Here is a 20,944-nt window from a genome sequence, read left to right on the forward strand (position 1 = left end):
CAAGCTTACTGGAGTGGCTGGTTTTATCTATTGATTAATACAGCAATGACTTGAGCAGGGTGTGTAGATTATTTGATGGTGCTCATCGTTCGGAAAGTAAGCCGAAATCTCTTCGGCTCAGATAATATCGAGAAATGAGTATAGTTTTAAAAATCTACTTGTATTGCTGAGCTTTGAATCTTTATCGCGATTTTATAAATGGACTTAGGAAGGCCTCCAGCGTTCAATAAGATCAGAATACTGGAGGCTTTTAGCTATTGAGACACTACTTCCTCACTAGTAATAACCCGGTTTCCGTATGATCTGTATAAGGGAACTGATCGAACAGAGCAAATCGCTCAATGTGATGGGTTTTGTTCAGCGACTCCAGGTTTTCCAATTGGGTTTCCGGGTTGCAGGAGATATACAGGATTCTCGGGAAGCGGGCGACCATCGCACAGGTGTCTTCATCCAAGCCCGCTCGGGGAGGATCAACCAGGACGGTGGAGAAATCGTAGCTATCCAGATCTATATCCTTAAGGCGGCGAAAGGGGCGTACCTTATCAATGGCCTGGGTAAACTCTTCACTGGACAGGCGTACGATATCCAGATTGGTGATCTGGTTGTTGGCGATATTCTCCTGGGCGGAATTTACCGATACCTTGGAGATTTCAGTGGCCAGGACCTTGCGGAATTTCTCGCTGAGCGGGATGGTGAAATTGCCATTGCCGCAGTAGAGCTCCAGCAGATCGCTATCACTATCTCCGCAGGCACTTCTCGCCCACTGGATCATGGATCGACAGATCTCTCCATTGGGTTGGGTAAAGCTGCCTTCTACCTGTTTGTACTGGTAAGTTTTCCCATCGATATCCAGTTTTTCGGTAACGAAGTCGCGCTCCAAAACCACTTTTTGCTTGCGCGAGCGCCCCAAAATCGGGAATCCCAGCTGTGTTTGGAGTGCTTTGGCTTCCTCCTCCCAGGCTTCGTCCAGTTTCTTGTGGTAGATCAGCGTAATCAGCGCATCACCATTCAGCGTGGTAAGAAACTCGGCGGAGAACAGGCGTTTGCGCAGGACTTCGCTATTATTGACAGCAGCCAGCACCTTCGGCATCAACTGGTTCATCAGCTCAGAGCCGACGGTAAACTCATCGATGATAAAGGGCTTCTTGTACTCACCCTGGCGGTACATGGCGTAATTGGCTACACCTCCCTCATGCCACACCTTGAATTCTGCGCGCAGGCGGTAGTGAATGGGTGGGGAGGGGAAGAGTTCCGGCTCCAGGTCAGTGAACTTGCTATAAGCTTCTTGCAGGCGCTCGGCCTTGTTGTGAAGCTGTTGTGGGTAGTCGTCAGTATTAACGCGGTACAGTGCCATATTACAATGCGGTGTCAGTACAAAAAGCGGGCGCGAATTATATAGGAAACCGTATGGCAATAGGTGAGATAAAAATTCCGGTTCATGGGCAGGGGCTTCACGAGTTTACCGGCAGTGTAGTTGATTGGGTCAGTGAGCAGGCCTTCGATGAGGGTCTGTGTACACTTTTCATACAGCACACCTCTGCAAGTTTACTGATTCAGGAGAATGCCGACCCCAGTGCGCGCCGTGACCTTGAGAACTGGCTCAATCGACTGGTGCCGGAAAATGACTCGCTTTATACCCATACCCTTGAAGGGCCAGATGATATGCCGGCCCATATCAAATGCAGCCTTACCGCGACCAGCTTGTCCATTCCAGTGCAAAAGGGGCGTCTGATGCTGGGTACCTGGCAGGGGATCTACCTTTGGGAGCACCGCCATCACCACGGGGCTCGGCACGTAATCCTGCATATCTGATTCAATGCCGCGTGTTGGTGGCGATAGCTAGACGGCTACGCCAACTGCTTGGCAGTACTGGTCGATCAATGACTGGGTTGCGCGGGCCCTCTCTATAGCCTGGATACGATCAACTTGATTATCTGGGGTTGTTAAGTGGCAGAAGTCTTCGATCATCTGTACCGCCTGCGATCGTTCTATTGGCACTTGCTGGTGCTCGAACTCGTCTGGGGATGCCTCCCCCGGCGAATCACAAATTCTGGCGTATATTCAGGGTTGTAAAAGACTGCGCTGTCTCTCCAGTCGAGCACAAAGTTATCCAGTTGGATCAGGCCGTTTTCACCCAGGATGTCCAGGTCCATTTGCCAAACGCCTGAGTCATAGCCGAAGTCAAAAGTTGACGTCTGCCCGCTGGCAAATTCAATCAGGCCCGCACCGCTTATAATGGTCCCTGTTTGTGAGTCCCGCTTTATCGCTCCTGAAATTGTCTTTATTGCTCCTATAGGGCGCATAAATTCGACGATTGCACGCATGTTGTACCAGCCGATATCTCCTATTGCGCCAGTGGGTTCTTTGTGCGAATCGAAGCGAATATTGTTGCGGTCCATCATCGAGACAAAAAAGGCGCTGTGAATTCTGTTCACCGGGCCCAGATGCTGTTTTTGTTGCTGAATAATTTTGGCCGTGCGGGGATGGTGGGTGAAATGTGTGGCATCCATAAATGCCAACCTTTCAGACTGAGCACGTGCGGCAATTTTGTCGACCGAAGCAGTATTGAGAAAAGGTTTCTCGCAGAGAAGATGCTTATGATTGGCCAGTGCCGCGAGGCAGATTTCCTCGCGGCTGGTGGTGGGGCTAGCCACGTAAATGGCATCCGAATCTTGCGCTTCTAGCAGAGATTTCCAATCCTCGTAGGTATTGGGAATTTGATGCTCACGGGCAAACTCCTTGGCTTGCGAATACCGTCTGCTGGCAACGGATGAGAGGCAGGCACTGTTAGCACGACTGATTGCTTTGCAGGTAAAGTCGGCAATCGCGCCACTGCCGACTATTCCAAAGCGCAGCTTTGACATTGGATGACTCCTGGTGAGATTTAAAATTGAGAGCGATAGATTGCGCTTCTACCAGAGTCTAGAGCAGGTGATTGATGGGGGCGGTCAGCCGGATATTTAGAGGGGAAACTGACCAGGCTGTATCAAAGTGCGCCTGGCCGGTGGAGAAATTTATAGGCAATTGGTTGGTTTGGGTAAGCCGGCAATTTTGCTGGCCACTTTTGCCGGGCTTGGGGGGAAAAGCTGCATCAAATAGATACTGCGTCCTTTTTCTGCGCCAAGATGCTGGCCAATATACTTCACCAGGGGACGCATCGCGGGAGATAGTTCAAACTCGCGGTAGAACTCTTGTAACAGTTCGATAATCTGCCAGTGTTCTTCGGTTAACTCGATACCTTCGCCATTAGCTAACTGAATGGCTGTGTCCTTGCTCCAATCATCGAGGTTGCGCAGGTAGCCCTCTTTATCCAAGGGGATTTCCTGTCCATTAACTACCAGGTTGCTCATTTTTTCTTACCGAAACCAGCTGACTATGGGGTGATGCTCGGTACAGAGCTGTACCCAGCGAGCATCATCGATTATTTCTACCTTATCCATGGTTGCCGCAAGTTGTTGCTGGCCTCGTGCAGCGGCATCAGCTTCGAGGCAATAAACTTGGCCATTTGGCACGGTTTCGAGGGCCTCGTGGCGCAGTGCAAGGGTGCCGTCCTCAATTAGAAGCAGGGCGTCATCTTGGGCAAATGCATCCAGGCATTCCCTAAGGGCACTGCTGGTAAAGGGGGATTTGCTGACAATATGCAAAGTCATATCAGAAGCTCAATACGATGGGGTAGGCGGCGATCAGTGAGCCGGTATCATTTACGGTTTTAGTTTCTGCGCCGGCAACCTGAATTTGTTCCAGGCGGATATTGCGTTCGGCGAGGCTTTTTTCACAAACAAAAAACTGTTCAACCCCAAACATAGGCAGAGCCTGCAAATTGCGTCGCAGGCTTTTCTGGCCGATATCCGCAGGTGATTGCTGGTCCAGCAATTGGAATACCCCATCGCCGAGAAATAGCAGGTCCATGTCCTGTTCCATCGCCGCCGCTGCCAGTACGGCTTCGATACCTTCCCGCGCCAGGGCATTGCCGTAGGGGGCGGTGCGGCATAGGGCCAATGATTTAGTGCTCATGCTCAGCCTCCAAAGGTAATCAGGCGATCGGAGTTGGCGACAGCGTCGGTGAGTTGGCCGAGTCCAGCCAGCTCAAAACCCTCTGCCAAGTTGGCGGCGGGTCTTTCCAGGCGCTCGGCCTCTCTCTGATTCAGCACACCGCGTCGTTGCGCAGCGGCAATACAAACTACCAAGTCCAATTGGTGCTGGCGGCCCAGTGCCTGCCACTCGGCAGTCAAATCGGTTTCGTCCTGGGGGAGCCGTTACGGCATTGCCGTTTTGCACGCCGTCGCAGTAGAAAAATACTCGATAAATTTCGTGGCCTTGCTCCAGGAGGGCTTTGGCAAATCGGAGTGCACTGGATGCAGATTGGCTGCTGTGAGGAGCGGAGTAAACCGTAAGGGAAAACTTCATAGGGGCTCAAATAGTAAAATGCCCCGCAGTGCGGGGCATTGTGACTTGCTCAATAAAGTTGTTGCTTAGTCGTCGGAGGCGAATCCGAAGATGTGCAACAAGCTGGTGAACAGGTTCAGAATGTTCAGGTACAGGGAAACCGTAGCCATCAGGTAGTTGGTTTCGCCACCGTTAACGATGCGGCTGGTGTCATACAGGATAAAGCCGGACATCAGCAGGGCAATAACGCCGCTCAGGGCAACGTTAAACAGTGGCATGTGGATGCCAAACAGGCCTGCAATAACGAGGCCCAGGGCACAAACCACGACCGCGATGATTCCTACAAATAAGAAGCCGCGCATAAAGTTGAAGTCTTTACGGGTGGTCAGTACATAGGCAGACAGGGCAAAGAAGATGACTGCAGTTGTTCCCAGAGCCTGCATAACAATCTGGCCGCCACCGGGGATGCTTAAGTAGTGGCCAAGCATTGGGCCAAGAGAGGCACCCAGCAGGCCGGTAAATGCGAATACAACACCTACACCGGCGGAGGAGTTTGCTGTGCGAGGCAATACGAAAAAGATTAAGGCCAGGGCTGCCAGGGAGCAGATCAGGCTCATGCCACGGCCCATGCCAATAGCCATGGAAATGCCAGCGGTAATGGCGCTGAAGAGAACGGTCATTGCCAGTAAGGCATAGGTATTGCGCAACACCTTCGCCGATTCCGAGCGATCCAGTGCGCGGGTTTGAGTATAAGCTTGCGGTTGCATTTAGCGACTCCTGCTATTAATTGATAAAAGAATCATATCGCTCGCAGTGGGGGGCATCAAGTCGGGGAAACCCTTTTAATGCCCGTCTGCCAGTCTCTATGAATTCGCAAAAACCCTATATTTTTAAAGGATTTATTCAAATATTCTCCGCTTATTGTGGGGGCTGCGGGGCATTTTTCAAGTGTTATTGCTTGGGGTGGAAGGTGTTAAGAATGAGGGGCGCGATAAGCCGAGATCGATTACTTTCTCCCCTTGATGGGTAAGTCAATATCCACGATCAATGGCAGGTGATCTGAGGCTTGGCGGGTCAGTGAAGTCTTGGGCACCCGTACCCGTTTCACATTGAGTCCTGCACTGAGGAATATGTGATCAATGCGGACCTTTAGAAAGGTTCCTTTGGGGGTGTGGCGAGGCGCCTGTTCCTGGGCATCCCTGAGATAGCCCCCGAGGCGCTTGCACTCGGCAGAGTTGGGTAGCGCGTTGAAGTCCCCCAGCAGCACTCGCTCTCCGGTGCAGCGGGGATTGCTAAGCCATTCGGGGCCGAGAAGGGCATCTACCTGACGCAGCCGCTCTGCACGGGATAGCCCCAGGTGGGTGTTGATAATCTGGATAGGTTTGCCATTGGCCTCGATTTCCACCCAAACAGCTCCGCGAGGTTCGTCTGCAGCAGGGTTAAAAAGCCCCCCTTTGCCGGAGGGAGGGCCGGGCAAAATCCCTTTCTTGATGAGTCGGGCGGGGAGATGGGTGAGGATCGCATCGCCGTAGCGCTCCTCTTTCATATTTATGGTTGGCTGGAAGTGCAGGTCCATTGCCAGTAGACGAGCAAGTCTCTCAGCCTGGTCGAGGCCTCCGGTGCGTTTGCGCATGACATCCAGTTCTTGTAATGCCACCACATCCGGGCGATAGCGGGCAATTACCCGGGCAATTCGCTGTGGGGAGAGCTTGCCATCTAGCCCTCGGCAACTGTGTACGTTGTAGGTCATGATGCGCAAAACAGTTTTTGGCATCCTGTGGTTATCTACCTTCATGGGGCGGGCGCCACGGAGATAGGCGCGGGCTGTGGAGCGCAGATCCTGCGGGCGCCAATAACCCCGGCTGGGGTCAGGGGGCTGGATATCCTCTGGCATCAGGGCGAAGGCATGGGTTTCATTGGGGCCAGAGCCACCATGGCTGCCATTCTCCATGGCGAAAGTCATGGGTTGCTGCATGCCGGCACACCAGCCGTACATCATAAAGTCGCCAGAGTCTGGATGCCGACACAGGCTGGCCATATCCTCAGCGGCTTCAACCGGGTAGGGGTGCTCGTCCCCCATCAGCTTGCGTCCGTCTTCAGGAAGCTTGATGGGGCCATCTTTCCACCATCCACGCACTGGTGAGGAAGCGGGGGAGGATGGGTCTTCCAGATAGAGCACTAGGGGCACTTTGGCTTGTTCTACCATCCTTTTGGCGGCATCTGCCCGGCTGGTGCCGTTCAAGTCTATGTTGTACAGCATGGCGATTGGGCCCAGGGCCGCTACGGCAGTGGGTGCTCTATCGCCCTCTTGTTTGGACTCCTCCTCGATACTGCTTTTGTCCATCCACTCACTGCCGAACAGGCGGGCCCGCTCGAATCGGACCTTTTTGGGGATGGTGGTAGATTTGATCTGTGGCGCTGAAGGTAAACTGGATAGAGCTTCCGAGAGGGCATCGCCAAGGCTGCGCCCATTGACTTCTTCATAGGCTACGGTTTGTTCCTGACCGTGGTCTGAAAAAATCCACACATCGTAGTGCCGCCGTTCAGAACCGTGAGCAGCCTTCCAGATTTTGGCTATCGCGCTGTCTATCCCTTTTAATACCCAGTGGGCAAAGGCTGACTTTGGCCCGCGCCGGTGGGATTGTTCATCGTAACCAAGTAGGTTGATGTAAATAATCGGTAGGCCACGGGTGATATCGACTTTCACCCCCATGGTACACAGTTCCCTGGTAAGAATGGTGATGGCGACCCTTGTTGGGATAAACATCAATTCCTTTAGCAGGTTTTGGCCGGCAATAATCCCGCGTATGCAATCTACCAGGGATAAAACCAATTCAACCAAAATCAGAGCTGTGGTACGAACCAGGCTCCAAATATTGGTGAGAATCAAGATGGTGATTGCTATAGGGCCGGCCTCGCGTAGAGCCGGACCCCAACCCTGATCTGCAGGACAGAAGTGTGCTTCACCGGTTTTTGTACCGGCCTTGAATAAACTTAGGTAACAACTGCCTCCTCTTAAAAGTGGATCCCGGTGTTGAGCCTTAATTCTCTTTTCTACCAGGGCGGCAACCTCCGGGTCATACATGCGCCCCAGCTTTTGTGTCTCATGGACCAGAAAACCAAAGGCGGGTACGGCTTGGCGCACTCCGTAAAAAAGCTCGGCCTGTACCGCCGGAGTTGTCGAGGGTACTCCTGGGTACATATGCTCCAGGCGATAGTGCTCTTTCCTTATTAACCGTTTGAGGAATGGCATCCGTCCCCGGGCTAGTGCTTTGAGAAGTTCGGGGTAGGCCAGCCCGTCAATTTGAATCAAAATGAGCCCTGGAGCATGAGGGCTGTTTGGGTTAGTGGATAACCCAAGCAGGCGAGTGATCCACTCACTTCGACTTAGTCGGCGGCGCCAGCGTCTGATGGATAGTCCGATACGGCTTAACATGGTTTCTGGACTAACGCTTGGGTGGTTGATTCAGGGCTGCGCCGGCAGCTTCGGTGAAGCCTTCAAAAATTTCCCATTGTATGGTGATTAATTTTCCCGTGCGTACACATCGCGCGTAAATGGAATTATCAAGCGGCCAGTTGTAATGCACTAGTGGTTGATAAAGATCCAGCGCACGTTGCGCACAACTCTTCATGGAGAAATCCTGGGCAGTTAATCTGGCTTCTTTAATTAGTTGCTGACGGCGATCGTGAGGCTGGTTGTGAAACCAGCGTATTGCTGCAACAAAATCATTGAGTGTTTCTTTGGTTACAAGGCAGCCGTTAATGCCTTGTTTCAACATATCTCGTGATCCATTGGCTTCGAGAGCAATCACTGGCACCCCAGATGCCATTGCTTCAGATAAAACTAATCCTTGAGTTTCAGTGGTGGAAGTAAACAGGAAAGTATCCATTGCACTGTAAACATCACGGCGTGCATTGCCAATTACTTTTCCCGGCATATGCACCCGCTGTATTAACTTTTTATTGATAAAAAACTGTTGAAGCTGATCTTCCAGTGGCCCACTTCCAGCGAGCAGGAAATGGGCGGAAGGATATTCTTGTAAAAATTTGGCGACAGCCTGACAAAGGAAAATAAGGTTTTTTTCTTTCCCAAAACGTCCCAAGTGCCCCAGCAGAAATGCCGATGCAGGTATTTTCAACTTTTTCCTTAGTTGATCTCCCTTGCCATGGGCGTACTGTTCCGGATCTACTCCGGTAGGGACTTCCGCAATTGGAGTTTGTACCCCTCGCTCCCGGAGTAGCCTCACAATACTCATGCTTGGGGCCAGGACGAGGTTCGCTTTATTGGCATATCGGGTTGCGACCTCCATAACGAAACGTTTTAGTGCTTGCGAATCTCCCATTAAGTTGTGGGTGTAGTGTTCATACAGCGTGTGATGGGTAAAAACGAGGGGAAGTTCCCGCTCCCGCGAAATTCGTAGCGCACTTAGTCCTAAAAGGAAAGGATGGTGAGCATGAAGGATATCCGGGCGGAATTTATCTAGTGCGTCATTCAAAACGCCTGAAAATGGCAAAGCCATGGAAAAGTCGGTGCCGTTAAAATTCTGGATTGAGTGAATTCTCAGAATATGCTCTTCATCATCGGATTTTTGAGAGAACTCGGGTGCTATTACGAGTACCTTGTGCCCGAGTTTTCGGTACTCCTTGCTAAAGGCTGCGACGGAGTGTGCAACACCGCCTACGTGGGGCAGGTAGGTGTTAGTGAGCATAACGATATTCACTGAGGGCTCAACTCCGCACTCTGGGCATCGTCTGTAATCAGCACAGACCGGAAGCCGATAGCTTTAATGGCGATTGCTGGGGGTTTTCCATGCCAATCGGCAGCCCAAGAAACCTTGGGCGTAGAGCCTGGTTGGATTTCCAGGGTGACTGGTCCAAAGCGAGTGGGTGCGGGCCCAAAGCGGATGGGGTGATCGGAGTCGGTGCCTTGGAGCCATTCCGGGGGTAATCCGGAGATCAGTACCAGGGCATCTTGCTCTTCCCGTACAAAGCAATTGCGCTGCATCGCCACCCACTCAGCTGCCGCCCAGGCATGTTGTCCATCTCCCATACATCCTCCGAGGGAGTGGGGGTGGATAGCCTCTGGCCATTGTCCCGTTGGTGATGCCAGCTCTGCCACACTGCGCATAAGGTCAATACAGCGAGGATCCCCAGCGCGAAGCAATACCTGGGCAATATGGAGGGTGAGGTAAGCGTTAATGCCTGAGTGGATCATGTCCTGGAAAAAGCCGCCACTGACAAAACACTTCTTCATCAGGTATTCCGCCAGGTCTATCAGTCTAGGGTCTTCGGGGGGATAAAGTTGTAGAGGATAACCGGCGGCGATTGACCCGATGGCTCCGGCATCCAGGCGCCGGTTTGGTGAAGCGGGCATAGCGGGACGTCCCAGGCGGTCTTGAGCGCCTTGAAGGCTGTGGTCAATGGTGCGCTGGAAGTCGCTGGCAGCATTATTAAAGCGATGGGCATTGTCATCCATCCCCTCGCGCGTACAGATGGCCGCTGCACTTTGTAAACCGGCGACGCCCCAGAAATCATCCCAGTAGTAGCAGTCGTTGGGTCCAAGGTGTTCTGCACTGAAACCTGCCGGCAGAAGCCCTCCACAGAGACTGTCATCTTTCGGTAGGCGCTTACCGATAATCCACTTGGCACCTTTTACAACAGGGTCACACCATGCCTGCTTGAGGGGGCTGCCGGTTAATTCACCGTAAAGGTTAAAAATCCACAGGGCTTCGCCATTTGAATCCCACTCCCCGTCCTGAGAGTGAAAAAATCCATCCCGCTTTTGCCGATGGGGAAACTGCTCCAGGGCTCTCTCTGCGCGGTTGATAAAGCCAGCAAAAAGTAGCGACTGGATCATAAACGCGGCATCTCGAAACCAAAACCGCTTGTAGGTGTATGGCCCTGGGTAAACATCTTTGGGTGAGTGGAGGATGAGGGTACGTATTGCCGAGTCGTAGAGAAATTGAAACTTTTCGTCGGGCACGGTTAGGGCGCAGTGACCTTCCAGGACGTGTTCCCAGCAGAGGGGAGAGCGTTGTTTGCTCTCTTCTGTAACCAAGGGGATGGCAACTTCAATCTTACGGGATTTTCGGTCTTCAATACGAAACATGGCAGCTGCGGAGGCCATGCCAATATCGCAAAGCCCTTCGCGGCTACTCTCCTTATCTCTGAGATGTAGATAGATATCACCGCGCTTGTAGTTAGATGCCAAATGTTTGTCTACCTGCTGACTGAACTCGACTGCAGCCTTATCTTCAATAAGCCAACTGCGCCCACTGTCGCTCAGGCGAACCTTATGTACAAAGCTGACCCCTTCGGGGTTGCAGGGGCGTAGAACGACCATGAGCCAGCCTCCTCCTGGGCACTGCGCGTTGAGTTCTAGCACGCAGCGGGGGTGGCCCTGGAGTAGGCTCGCTGAAGCTCTGTTGTGTAACTTAAGACCGCGACGGTGGGATTCTGTGACTATTGCAATATCATCTCCCAGTTCCTGGTGCTGGTTGCAGAATCCGAGGGTAGAGGGCATCAACTCTTCACCGCTGTCACTGATAATCCAGGCATCGATAGACCAGCCATCGTAGTGGGGTGTTAGCAGGCCTCGCGGATCTATAATCGGTAACTCTTCGCAGTCCGGTATGCCAACTGCAGTCCAGTTTCGGTGGCTTAGGTTGCAGTGACTAATGGAAAAGGCGCGTGGAATAAACGACTTGTCATGGGGGTCGAATTGGCGCTGGATCCAGTAGGGCCAAACCCAGTCCAGGTTGTGTTGTATCACCTTGCTGTTAATTAACGCACGAGCGTGAAATACCGCTCCTGCTCGCAGCAGCTCGATGGGTTCACTCACCTCCGAGGGTTCAGCAAAGCGCTGTAAATGCGCCATTAACGTGAGTGGGTCAAGGAAACCGTGAGCGGTGGCAAAGCGGCGTACGAAGAAGCGCCAAGGGAGCCATTTCATCCAAGGCATCAGAGGTCCTCTTCTTTAATAATTCTTTTCAATGCACGGCGAGCCATGCGGGTGAGCCCGATTAGTGCGATGACGGCGAGGGCAAAACCGGCAATGTAAAACCCCCACTGGACGGGCGTGCGTTCCTCAACCTTACCCAGGGAGGTAAGGTCTGCGGCAATAGAGCCGATGTAAACGTTGTGTAATGTGAGTGGGATAACTCCAAGCGCATTGCCGATCACAAAGTCACGCAGTCGAACCGGAGTTAGTCCAAAGAAGTAGTTCGACAACTTAAAAGGGAATAGGGGGACCAGTCGGGTCAGCATAATCATTTGCCAACCCTCGCGACGAATCACCTCGCCGACCGTTGCGGGTTTGATATGGGACATAATCCACCGGGAGGCTCTTTCGCCGAGGAGATAGCGGGCGATTAGAAATGCCAGGGTTGCCCCGAGTACGGTGCCGGCGATGACCAGTAGGGTTCCTTTTATAACGCCAAATACAAACCCCGCTCCCATCGTAAAAATGACGCCAGGTAATAAAAAGACGATTGCTGCGGCCACAATTAAGATAAATAGCAAGCTTGTCTGCCAGCCCTGCTCGTTGAGCCATTGCATTAGCTCAATAATTTGGTCATCAAGGTCAAAATAAACCAATAAACTCAATACCCCGGCTACGGCGATAGTGCAAACCGCGAGAATCAATAAAGGAAGAAGCTTCGCCACCATAGGGTTATCCACGGAACCAAAGAAACACGGTTTTGATTGCCGCCATTAATTAGCCTAGCTAAAGGATGGCGACAGGCGATACTTCTTTATGGCGTCCTGACAGTTTTTATTGGGCAAATTGATGGGTGAGACGAAATATCCCGAAGGGCATTGGTGGTTTCGATAATGACTCTTTAGTTTTGAGTGGATGGAATATTAATTTGTTGATTTATTAAAAATTTAAATATCAATTAAGAGGATAAGCAGGAATCCGCCAGTCTGGGTTCAGTGGCCAGGACAGTGGCTGTCAACAGATATACTTACTCGATCCTAAATTTATTTGCGCAGTGAGCAGATCAAAATTGTTGCTGGAAATAGAGGTGACCGTTGTTCGAGTGCGCGCTCGCAATATTGCTAACTGGCGGTGGAGCCTGGAGCTATGCCAGCGAACCGGTTTTGACTCTGGAGGATGCTGTTGATTTGGCGGTGACTGCCAATTTACGGGTTCAAGCGGCTGCACTTGAAGTCAATGAGGTTTGGGATGACGTTGAGGCATTAAAAACAAGGCGCTATCCCCGGTTGGAAATGAAAGCGGGCATCATTGATAACCTTACACGCCAGAGGTATACCTTTGATCGTGGCGTCTGGGTGCAAAACTCCCCAATTGGGCCTATTCCTCCAGAAGATATCGAGATCACATCAGAGGAAGGTGTGACCAAGTCCTTTTCCGTCAGTGCGACCCAACCTATCACACAGTTGTATACCATAGAGCTCGAGATTTGTGAGGGGTATGTTGTGACCGAAATGGCGGAGGAGAAAGTTCGCCTGGTGCAACAGGATGTGGGCTACCTCACCAAGATCCAGTACTTTGAAATTGGCAGAATACTTGGGGATCTACAGGCTGTAGATGAAGCCATTATCTTCCTTACTTCCCTGAGTGAGCTTGTAGGGAATTATGTCGCGCAACAAGTTGCCCTTGAATATGAACTCTTGGATGTACGTGCACGCCTTGCGCAGCGCAAATTGGAGCGCCAGCGTCTTACCGATGAAATGGCTACAGCGAAAGAGCGTCTCAATGCATTGATGGATCGGGATGTTGAAACTCCTTTCAATATTCAGAGTCTTCCAAACCCTCATCATTTAGTCTTCGATATAGAAACTTCTTTGGGGCTAGCCTTTGAGCAGCGTCCAGATCTCGCTGAGTCAGAGCTGTCAATTGAGCGCGCTGAATATAGCTACGATGTTAAAAAGTCTGAATATATCCCCGATGTAGATTTGACTGTTGAATACCTAAAACTCTATGACGTTAGGTTGATACCTGATGCCGAAGCATTTGTTGCTCTGGAAATGCGCTGGGAGTTTTTTGATTGGGGGCGAAAACGAGATGAGCTATCCAGTCGTGCCAGTAAAATCATTGAAGCTGAAAAAAAGTCGGAAGAGGTTCGCAATCGAATAGAAATAGAAGTGCGTGAGAGCCTGCGACGATTACGTACCTCCCAAGAATCTGTGGGAGTTGCAAGGGAATTACAGGCAGCTTACCAAGAGAAAGTGCGTGTAATGACAAATCGTTACCGCGAACAAGCCGCAGTTCTAAGTGATGTACTGGAGGCGGAAAAACAGCTTTTTCGCGCGAATAGTGATTACAACCGCGCTGTACTTTCTGTGTGGGGATCTTTGGCTGAATATGAAAGGTCCGTGGGGGAGGTGTGATAAATGCGCTTTATCAGCCTTTGTCTTTTTACAATGCTAGTGGTTGTTACAGGTTGTCACCGCCATCCACCAGAGAAAAAGCCCACACCAGTAGAAGTTTTTGTTGCCCGCACGCAAGACGCTGCAGCGGGTTATCCCTATTCTGCAGTTGTCAATCCTTATACACAAGTTGATGTGGCGTTTCGAGCTGAAGGCTATGTACGTGTGATTCCATCCCGAAAGGCGCTCGGACAGACTCGTTTGCTGCAGGGAGGAGATTATGTAAAACGTCACGAGGTACTGGCTAAGATTGATGACGAGCAATATCGGGATCGCGTGGTGGAAGCAGCTGCAAACGTGAGTAAAGCTGAAGCGGAACGGCGTAAAGCTGATCTTAACTACAAAAGGGCAACTGCACTTTTTGCCACGGCTAGTATCACCGCTCCTGATTATGATACAGCCAGGGAAGAGTATGAAATTGCACAGGCTACAGTCGTTGGCAGTAAGGCTCATTTAGACCGGGCAGAGGAAGAGTTGCGGGATACAGTGCTGCGATCCCCACTTACCGGAATTATCCTGCAGCGGAACATTGAAGTGGGCACATTAGTTCACACACAGTCGGTTGGTTACATTGTGGCTGATATCACTCGAGTGAAGGTTGTATTTTCTGTACCGGACTTGGTGTTGAGTTATGCCCCTCTAGGTAGTGTGGTGTCACTGCGTACGGAGTCATTACCAGATCTTACTTTCAAAGGGATGATCACTGAAGTTTCCCCTATGGCTGACCCTCGAACTCGGGTATTTGCAATTACGGTCACTGTTGATAATCCCAAGGCTCAGTTACGGGTAGGTATGATTATGTCTCTGGCATTGGACAAAATACCGATACCTCAAGATAGGGTCGTTATACCGCTTTCTTGTTTAGTTGCTCATCCGGGAAAAGCAAAAGGGTTTGCTGTATTTGTATTGGAGAGAGATGGAGAAGTTTTGCGAGCAAAGCTAAGAAAGGTACTCCCGGGACAGGTAACAGGCAACGATATTGTCATTATCCAGGGGGTTACGGAGGGCGAGGAAGTGGTTTCTACTGGTGCTGCTCAGCTCAGCAATGGGGAAGCCATAATAGTCGTGCCTTGAGGACTAGGGGATGGCAGATCAGAAAGAAAAAAGACATGCAGAAATTGTTGAGGCGGAAAGTCACCACCGTTTCAATACTGCCCGTTTTTTTGTAGATAATCCGAGTATTTCGGCAGCATTGCTGGTGACTTTCCTGATATGGGGGGTGGTTGCCTATCTATTCATGCCAAAAAGTAAAGATCCAGACATTCCTGTGCGTATTGCAATAGCGACGACTCATTGGCCAGGACAATCAGCTGTTAGGGTTGAGGAGTTAGTAACCCGGAAGGTGGAAGAAGCGATAGCGCAAAGTGAATATCTCCATGAGCCAGATTCGAGAACTTTTGGGATTAAATCCCTGACATTAAATGGCGTTTCTATGGTGCAAGCACAGTTGGCACCGAAAACTGATGCTACTAAAGCTTTTAATGACCTTAACCTGAAGTTGATTGATGCCCAGCAGCAACTACCTTCTGGAGCCAGTAAAATTTCTCTGAATTCTGAGTTTGGTGATACAGCTGCAGTATTGCTTAGTGTGGCCAGTCCTCGAGCTGGACCAACTGAGATTACCTTGCGTGCGGAAGATATTAGGGAGGGAATATCTGAGATTCGCGGACAGGAATCAAATAGCGACAAGCGCGTAAGTATTGTTGTCGCCCTCCCTTTGTCCTTGGCTAATACATACTCTGCCACAGGATTATGGATATTTGCGAGTTGGCTTGAAGCGCAAGGTTATGGAACAGATTTTGAAGTTTTAAACGGGGCCGGCTATTTAGGGGTAGATTTCCTATCAGATAAAAGTAACGGCGAGTTGCTGGCGGCAACAAAACGCTATTTGTCTGATAAATTAAGTGCCCAGCGTTTTTTTCCGGATGCATGGGACCCTTTCGTAGTTCGCAATCTCGTCAATACCCGTGACCATTTAATGAAGGTTGCGGGAGCTAAATATAGTTATCGTCAGCTCGATGATTTTTCAGACCTTATCGCATCTAATATCAGAGCTATTCCAGAAGTAAAAAGGGTGGTAAGAACAGGTGTACTCACTCAAGAAGTGAAACTGTTTTATTCCCAAGAGAGGTTGGCTTCCTATGGCCTGCGGCCTGATATGATCGCTCCGGTTCTAAATGCTCGTAATACAACTATCCCCGGAGGTTCGATTATTGCGGATGACCTGGGTATAGCCATTATGCCCAGTGGTGAATTCACCAATCATGAGGAAATAGCTGACGTTCCTGTGACACTGAGCGATACGGGGACGCCAGTGTACTTGCGGGGGATAGTTGATGTAATTATGGGGTACCAAAGTCCCCCCACTTTTAAATTACTATGTAAATAGGGATGAGAATAGTGAGTGGCAGCGTAGCCGCAGCATTAACCTCTCAGTGCAGATGCTGGATGGTAGACAAATCGGAGAGCTCGGACGCAATGTCAGTGAAGTCCTAGAAAAAGTCAAAGTGGACCTGCCAAAAGACCTGATTATAGATCGAGTTTCTGATCAGCCACGGCAGGTACGAGAGAGTGTAAGTCTCTTTCTGGAAGCTTTGATTGAAGCAATTATTTTGGTCGTAATAATTGCATTTATCGGATTTTCCGATTGGCGATCTGCTGTGCTTTTAATGATATCCATACCCGTAACATTGACAATGACCTTCGGGTTTATGCAGTTGTTGGGAATCGATATCCAGCAAGTGTCTATTGCGGCGCTGATTATCGCACTGGGGCTGTTGGTAGACGATCCTGTTGTAGCAAGCGATGCGATCAAACGGCAAATGGCATCTGGAAAACCCTCTATTATTGCAGCTTGGTTGGGGCCAACTTTGCTAGCCAAGGCCATTTTTTTTGCAACTCTAACCAATATTGTTGCATATCTTCCATTCCTATTGCTGACGGGTAATCAGGGTGATTTTCTGCATAGCCTTCCTATTGTTATGGTATGCGCTTTGGTTGCATCCCGCATAGTATCTATGACATTTATTCCTTTTCTAGGTAACACGTTGTTACGCCCTCCTCAACAAGTGGAGCAAAGTTTGGAAGTTAGGCGAAAAGAGGGGCTTACAGGGCGTTATTATCGCGCGGCAGATTGGGCGATCAGTAATAGAAAGATTGTACTGTTTATTGCCCTGGGATTGCTTGTGCTAGGTGTTGTTATAAAAAGCCAGTTGAGGAATGCATTTTTTCCTGCAGATGTTCAGTATCTCTTTTATGTTGATGTTTGGTTGCAAAATGATGCGAGTATTGATGCAACAGACAATGTTGCAAAAGTAGCGGAAGAGATAATTAGGGAGACTATTGAGGAGTATGAAAAGAAACATATAAAAGATAGTGATAAACCCATTTTGGAGGGAATTAGTAGTACTTTGGGTGGTGGAGCACCGCGTTTTTGGTACACCGCCAACCCTCAGCAAAAGCAGCCGAATTATGGGCAGATAATAGTTCGATTAAGCAATAAATATTTGACTCCTATTTTGATTCCACTCATTCAAAGCGCCCTTTCTGAACGTATTCCAGGGGCGGGGTTGGACGTTCGGCAGCTGCAGACAAGCACAGTTGAGCACCCTGTTGAGATAAGGGTTTCGGGACGCGTAGCCGTTGGGTCTCTTGAGGAAGAGAAGGATATTTCACTCCTGAGAGAATACGCTGCAAAAGTTAAAGAAATTGTTGAAAAGTCTCCCTACGCTCGTGTAGTTCGTGCAGATTGGGCAGGAAAAAGCTTAGTGCTAAATATGAATGTGTTGGAAGACAGGGCTGAGATGTCAGGAGTAACCAATGCTGATATCGCGATAGCATCATCTTCCGGCTTTAATGGTTCTACTGTGGATACTTTACGGCAGGGAGATAAAGAAATTCCCATCGTAGCGCAACTGCGCCTGGCGGAGCGCGGACAATTGGAAGATGTCAATAATTTGTATGTATTTGCATCTGATAGCGATATTCATATTCCCTTGCGACAAGTGGCAACTACTTCAATTTTGTTCTCGACAGAACGAATCTATCGGTTGGAGAAATTTCGTACGATTACTGTCTATGCATTTCCATACGCAGGATTTATTTCATCAGATATAGTGGCGGGTATTCAGGAAGAGTTGGATGAATTCTCTGAATCCCTGCCTGCCGGATATCAACTGCAAATATCTGGAGATGCAGCCAGTACTCGACATGGGTTCTTACAGTTGCTGATGATTATGGCTGTCTCCTCTAGTGCAATATTTCTCGCTCTGGTATTCCAGTTCAGCAGTCTGATAAAACCGCTAGTAGTATTTGCTACTGTCCCTTTGGGTATGGTAGGAGCACTTGCTGCATTATTTATTTCCGGGCAACCATTTGGCTTCATGGCATTTCTGGGGATCGTGAGCCTTATTGGGGTTATTGTAAGTCACATTATCGTGTTGTTTGACTTTATAGAAGTGCGCCATGCCGCTGGAGATTCATTTCGTCAGGCTCTACTGGACGCGGGAATCCTGAGGTTGCGCCCCATCCTTATCACTATTGCTGCGACAACTTTTGCTTTAATTCCCTTAGCTATTCATGGTGGCCCTCTATGGCGGCCATTATGTTTTGCGCAAATTGGAGGACTTATCCTGGCTACTTTTGGGACCTTATTTTTGGTGCCGGTTATATATACAACTATGGTAGAGGATTTAAAGTGGATAAAGTGGGTTGAACAAGCGCCAAAAAAAGGCAGTGATCCCAGTGATTTGGTAACTACCTGAGGCGAGTTAACTACCCTGGTCTTGTTCTACTGACGGGGTATTTTCTCTGAGGATGGGTAGGGCTTCGTAACTTGGTGGCTCTTGTAGGCGAAAATATTACAGGTAAGAAAGTTACATTTCTAGCGAATTGACTTTTATTAATTATCAAGACTTCGTTTTGAGAATTGTCACTTAATACAGCGCAGTGGGATAGCTAAAAGGCTATGTTTTGATCCCGTAATCGCGAAAAATAGCAGGGATCTAAATGCGTCTACTAATGAAAGTCTTGATACCGGTTAAGGCCGGCAATAAGTCTATTACTGACAATAGCATGTCTGTCGCCATGAACGACTTTATTGCCACAGCAAATCCAGAAGCCTCTTACTTCTTCCTGGAGCATGGTAAGCGCGCAGCGCTTTTTATCTTTGAGGAAAATTGCCAAGATCAGTTAATGACCTACAATGAAAAATTTTTTGCAGCCTTTGATGCTGAAATTTGGATAACCCCAACCTTAAATCTTAAAGAGTTACAGCTGAACTTATAGGCAGATATTCATGTTCTATTTCTTTCAGTTTGATAGCGGCTTGTTATATTAATGAGGTTTCTTCTATGTAGCTCTACGATAGAATTAATTGATGATTTTACCTGAGGATAGTTAAAAACCTATGTTCTGGGTGTGCCCAAGTGGGTAAGTGATACCAGTCCCCAAAATGAAAAATTATTTTGCTATGCCAAGACGTGGGATGATGAGAGTTTAACGTTCGATGAGAACCTTGTTTGAGAACGTATTTGAGGTTGTTGCTCCCGTATTTATCTGTGTTCTTATTGGGTACCTGTTCGCAGCGAGTAAGCAAGAGCTAAACTCTAGAATGGTATCTAAATTAATGGCCCATATTGGTTATCCTGCGTTGATATTGGATCATATGTTGGGGCAGACGATAGTTCTGGATAAATTTCTGTGGGTGTTGCTGGCGGCCTTTCTAATGTATTCTCTTATGTCGGTGCTAGCCCTCCTGTTTTTATCATTGTTTCGGCAGAATATACGTACTTACTTTTCTTGTTTAAGTATGAATAATGTGGGCAATATTGGCCTGGCAGTATGTGCACTGGCATTCGGGCACTCGGGAGTTCTTTACGGGATTGCATTTGTTGTAGTGGGAATGATCTTCTTTTTTGTTGTTGCTCCTGGAGTAACCTCTGGTAGCTGGTCTGTTAAGGAAATTGTACTTAGTCCGGCAATTTATAGTGTGGTTTTTTCTATAGTTGCACTGATTTTTAATATAAGCTTGCCACAGGCCGTTATGTCCTCCCTTAATATACTGGGGGGTATGGCGATCCCACTAATGTTGGTGACACTAGGGCATAGCTTAGCCCAGATTAAACTGAGCGACACTAGGGTTGGAATTATCTTTGCTATTGGCCATGTGATTCTCGGGGGAACTACTGCGCTTGTTTTGACAAACATTTTTAATTTTGTCGGTGCTATGCGAGGAGTGCTTATTTTGCAATGCCTGATGCCCTGCGCGGTTAGTACTTACCTTTGGATATCCATTTATCGCCCCCAGGATTCGGCCAAGATATCCGGTATTATCTTCCTCTCAACTCTTATGAGTATTTTCATTCTGCCTATTGTGCTAACTTATTGGGTGCAATAAGTGTATTCAGATTTGGGATTTGTAGTCTAATTCACTAGACTTCGTAAGCTCTTTTATTTGGTTGTATGATATGGAATCAGCCGTCATAAATAGATGGTTTAGGGAGGTTTCATCACTCAATGCCAAAGCAATTCTCGGTCAACCTCCCGTTTTGGGTGTTGTTAATTATAGTATTTTTCCTGCCGGTGATTCCGTCTTTTGTTTTTGCAAATTACCCTTCCGACATTTTTTCCATTAGCACGGGTGACCGTCAGTATACAGATGGTGAACTTTTGGATGCTGTATTTTTTCCAGTAACCTATTTGGATAGCGCTGGAGACAAGCAGGGGCGTACTGATAGGAAAGTCCAGACTCCACCAATTCGCCACTTTGAAGGGGCTACCGCTAAGAACTTCAAGGAGAAGATGGCGCATAAAAAATATCACCAGATTTGTGACCGCAAGTCACCTCAGGGATTGCAGCCTTGTGAGGAAGCGAATTGGAAGTTCAAGCAAGCGAAAGCCTGCCTGCAGGCCAGGGAGGCCTGGGAGGCTCAATGGGGCAGGCCTGATACTTATGCCCCTCATGAGAGGGCCTTGAGTAATGTCAGGGCCAGGCTTAGGAATGCTAGCGCTGACAGAGAGCGATTTTGTGGTATGGATCAAAGGCAGGATAATTAATACCAGCGTTATTCTGGTGACTGTTCAGTTTTGCATTTTGGTTGATAAGATCCTTATGACTAGAAAGGTGTGTCGAAATGGCAGTCGGTGTAAACTAACGTGAATT

The 20,944-nt window shown here is 49.1% G+C and carries 18 protein-coding genes and 2 pseudogenes; 8 read left to right on the top strand and 12 right to left on the bottom strand.

The window, feature by feature from the left end; translation table 11 throughout:
- Positions 1–265 precede the first annotated feature (265 nt).
- Complete coding sequence (gene trmA / locus P0078_RS24135) at positions 266–1,354, bottom strand: tRNA (uridine(54)-C5)-methyltransferase TrmA (protein WP_282932396.1); 1,089 nt, start codon at positions 1,352–1,354, stop codon at positions 266–268.
- Positions 1,355–1,407: 53 nt separating this feature from the next.
- On the opposite strand from trmA, the gene P0078_RS24140 reads away from it, so the two are divergent.
- Positions 1,408–1,812: a secondary thiamine-phosphate synthase enzyme YjbQ gene (locus P0078_RS24140; RefSeq protein ID WP_282932397.1), complete on the top strand. Its 405-nt coding sequence runs from the start codon at positions 1,408–1,410 to the stop codon at positions 1,810–1,812.
- Positions 1,813–1,839: 27 nt separating this feature from the next.
- Here P0078_RS24140 and P0078_RS24145 read toward each other — a convergent pair whose 3' ends face one another.
- The 11 genes and pseudogenes from P0078_RS24145 to P0078_RS24195 form a co-directional block, all read right to left on the bottom strand.
- Complete coding sequence (locus tag P0078_RS24145; protein WP_282932398.1) at positions 1,840–1,968, bottom strand: hypothetical protein; 129 nt, start codon at positions 1,966–1,968, stop codon at positions 1,840–1,842.
- A 20-nt stretch (positions 1,969–1,988) separates the two neighbouring features.
- The gene (locus P0078_RS24150) at positions 1,989–2,864 is read right to left on the bottom strand and encodes a Gfo/Idh/MocA family protein (RefSeq protein WP_282932399.1); all 876 of its coding nucleotides are present in this window, start codon (positions 2,862–2,864) and stop codon (positions 1,989–1,991) included.
- Between the two features lie 150 nt (positions 2,865–3,014).
- Entirely contained in the window at positions 3,015–3,350 is a 336-nt protein-coding gene (locus P0078_RS24155; protein WP_282932400.1) for a TusE/DsrC/DsvC family sulfur relay protein, read from the bottom strand.
- A 6-nt stretch (positions 3,351–3,356) separates the two neighbouring features.
- On the bottom strand, positions 3,357–3,650 hold the full coding sequence (gene tusB, locus P0078_RS24160; RefSeq protein ID WP_282932401.1) for a sulfurtransferase complex subunit TusB: 294 nt from the start codon (positions 3,648–3,650) through the stop codon (positions 3,357–3,359).
- Position 3,651: 1 nt separating this feature from the next.
- Positions 3,652–4,014, bottom strand: coding sequence for a sulfurtransferase complex subunit TusC (gene tusC / locus P0078_RS24165; RefSeq protein ID WP_282932402.1), 363 nt, complete (start codon positions 4,012–4,014; stop codon positions 3,652–3,654).
- A gap of 2 nt (positions 4,015–4,016) precedes the next feature.
- Positions 4,017–4,407, bottom strand: a pseudogene (gene tusD, locus P0078_RS24170) (sulfurtransferase complex subunit TusD).
- 65 nt (positions 4,408–4,472) lie between these two features.
- Positions 4,473–5,153: a Bax inhibitor-1/YccA family protein gene (locus tag P0078_RS24175; protein ID WP_282932403.1), complete on the bottom strand. Its 681-nt coding sequence runs from the start codon at positions 5,151–5,153 to the stop codon at positions 4,473–4,475.
- Positions 5,154–5,392: 239 nt separating this feature from the next.
- Positions 5,393–7,699: an endonuclease/exonuclease/phosphatase family protein gene (locus P0078_RS24180; RefSeq protein ID WP_282932404.1), complete on the bottom strand. Its 2,307-nt coding sequence runs from the start codon at positions 7,697–7,699 to the stop codon at positions 5,393–5,395.
- A gap of 133 nt (positions 7,700–7,832) precedes the next feature.
- Positions 7,833–9,095 (bottom strand): glycosyltransferase, encoded by a 1,263-nt coding sequence (locus P0078_RS24185; protein ID WP_282934676.1) that lies wholly within the window; start codon positions 9,093–9,095, stop codon positions 7,833–7,835.
- 8 nt (positions 9,096–9,103) lie between these two features.
- Positions 9,104–11,347, bottom strand: a complete 2,244-nt coding sequence (locus P0078_RS24190; RefSeq protein ID WP_282932405.1) for a hypothetical protein — start codon at positions 11,345–11,347, stop codon at positions 9,104–9,106.
- A complete protein-coding gene (locus tag P0078_RS24195; RefSeq protein ID WP_282932406.1) occupies positions 11,347–12,054 on the bottom strand; it encodes a TVP38/TMEM64 family protein in 708 nt (235 codons plus the stop codon). Before P0078_RS24195 ends, P0078_RS24190 begins: the two co-directional genes overlap by 1 nt.
- A 366-nt stretch (positions 12,055–12,420) precedes the next feature.
- Here P0078_RS24195 and P0078_RS24200 point away from each other — a divergent pair, with 366 nt between their 5' ends.
- From P0078_RS24200 to P0078_RS24230, 7 genes and pseudogenes are all read left to right on the top strand, one after another.
- Complete coding sequence (locus P0078_RS24200) at positions 12,421–13,743, top strand: TolC family protein (RefSeq protein ID WP_282932407.1); 1,323 nt, start codon at positions 12,421–12,423, stop codon at positions 13,741–13,743.
- A gap of 3 nt (positions 13,744–13,746) precedes the next feature.
- Positions 13,747–14,856 (top strand): efflux RND transporter periplasmic adaptor subunit, encoded by a 1,110-nt coding sequence (locus tag P0078_RS24205; protein WP_282932408.1) that lies wholly within the window; start codon positions 13,747–13,749, stop codon positions 14,854–14,856.
- Positions 14,857–14,866: 10 nt separating this feature from the next.
- Positions 14,867–16,171 carry an efflux RND transporter permease subunit gene (locus P0078_RS24210; protein WP_282932409.1) on the top strand — a complete coding sequence of 435 codons (1,305 nt, stop codon included), beginning with the start codon at positions 14,867–14,869 and terminating at the stop codon, positions 16,169–16,171.
- A gap of 22 nt (positions 16,172–16,193) precedes the next feature.
- Positions 16,194–18,545 (top strand): annotated as a pseudogene (locus P0078_RS24215) (efflux RND transporter permease subunit); the annotation flags it as partial.
- A gap of 244 nt (positions 18,546–18,789) precedes the next feature.
- Positions 18,790–19,068 (top strand): hypothetical protein, encoded by a 279-nt coding sequence (locus tag P0078_RS24220; protein WP_282932410.1) that lies wholly within the window; start codon positions 18,790–18,792, stop codon positions 19,066–19,068.
- 340 nt (positions 19,069–19,408) lie between these two features.
- On the top strand, positions 19,409–20,179 hold the full coding sequence (locus P0078_RS24225; RefSeq protein WP_282932411.1) for an AEC family transporter: 771 nt from the start codon (positions 19,409–19,411) through the stop codon (positions 20,177–20,179).
- A gap of 119 nt (positions 20,180–20,298) precedes the next feature.
- Positions 20,299–20,838: a hypothetical protein gene (locus tag P0078_RS24230; protein ID WP_282932412.1), complete on the top strand. Its 540-nt coding sequence runs from the start codon at positions 20,299–20,301 to the stop codon at positions 20,836–20,838.
- Positions 20,839–20,944: the final 106 nt, after the last annotated feature.

This window comes from Microbulbifer sp. VAAF005 (assembly GCF_030012985.1).
Taxonomy (GTDB): domain Bacteria; phylum Pseudomonadota; class Gammaproteobacteria; order Pseudomonadales; family Cellvibrionaceae; genus Microbulbifer.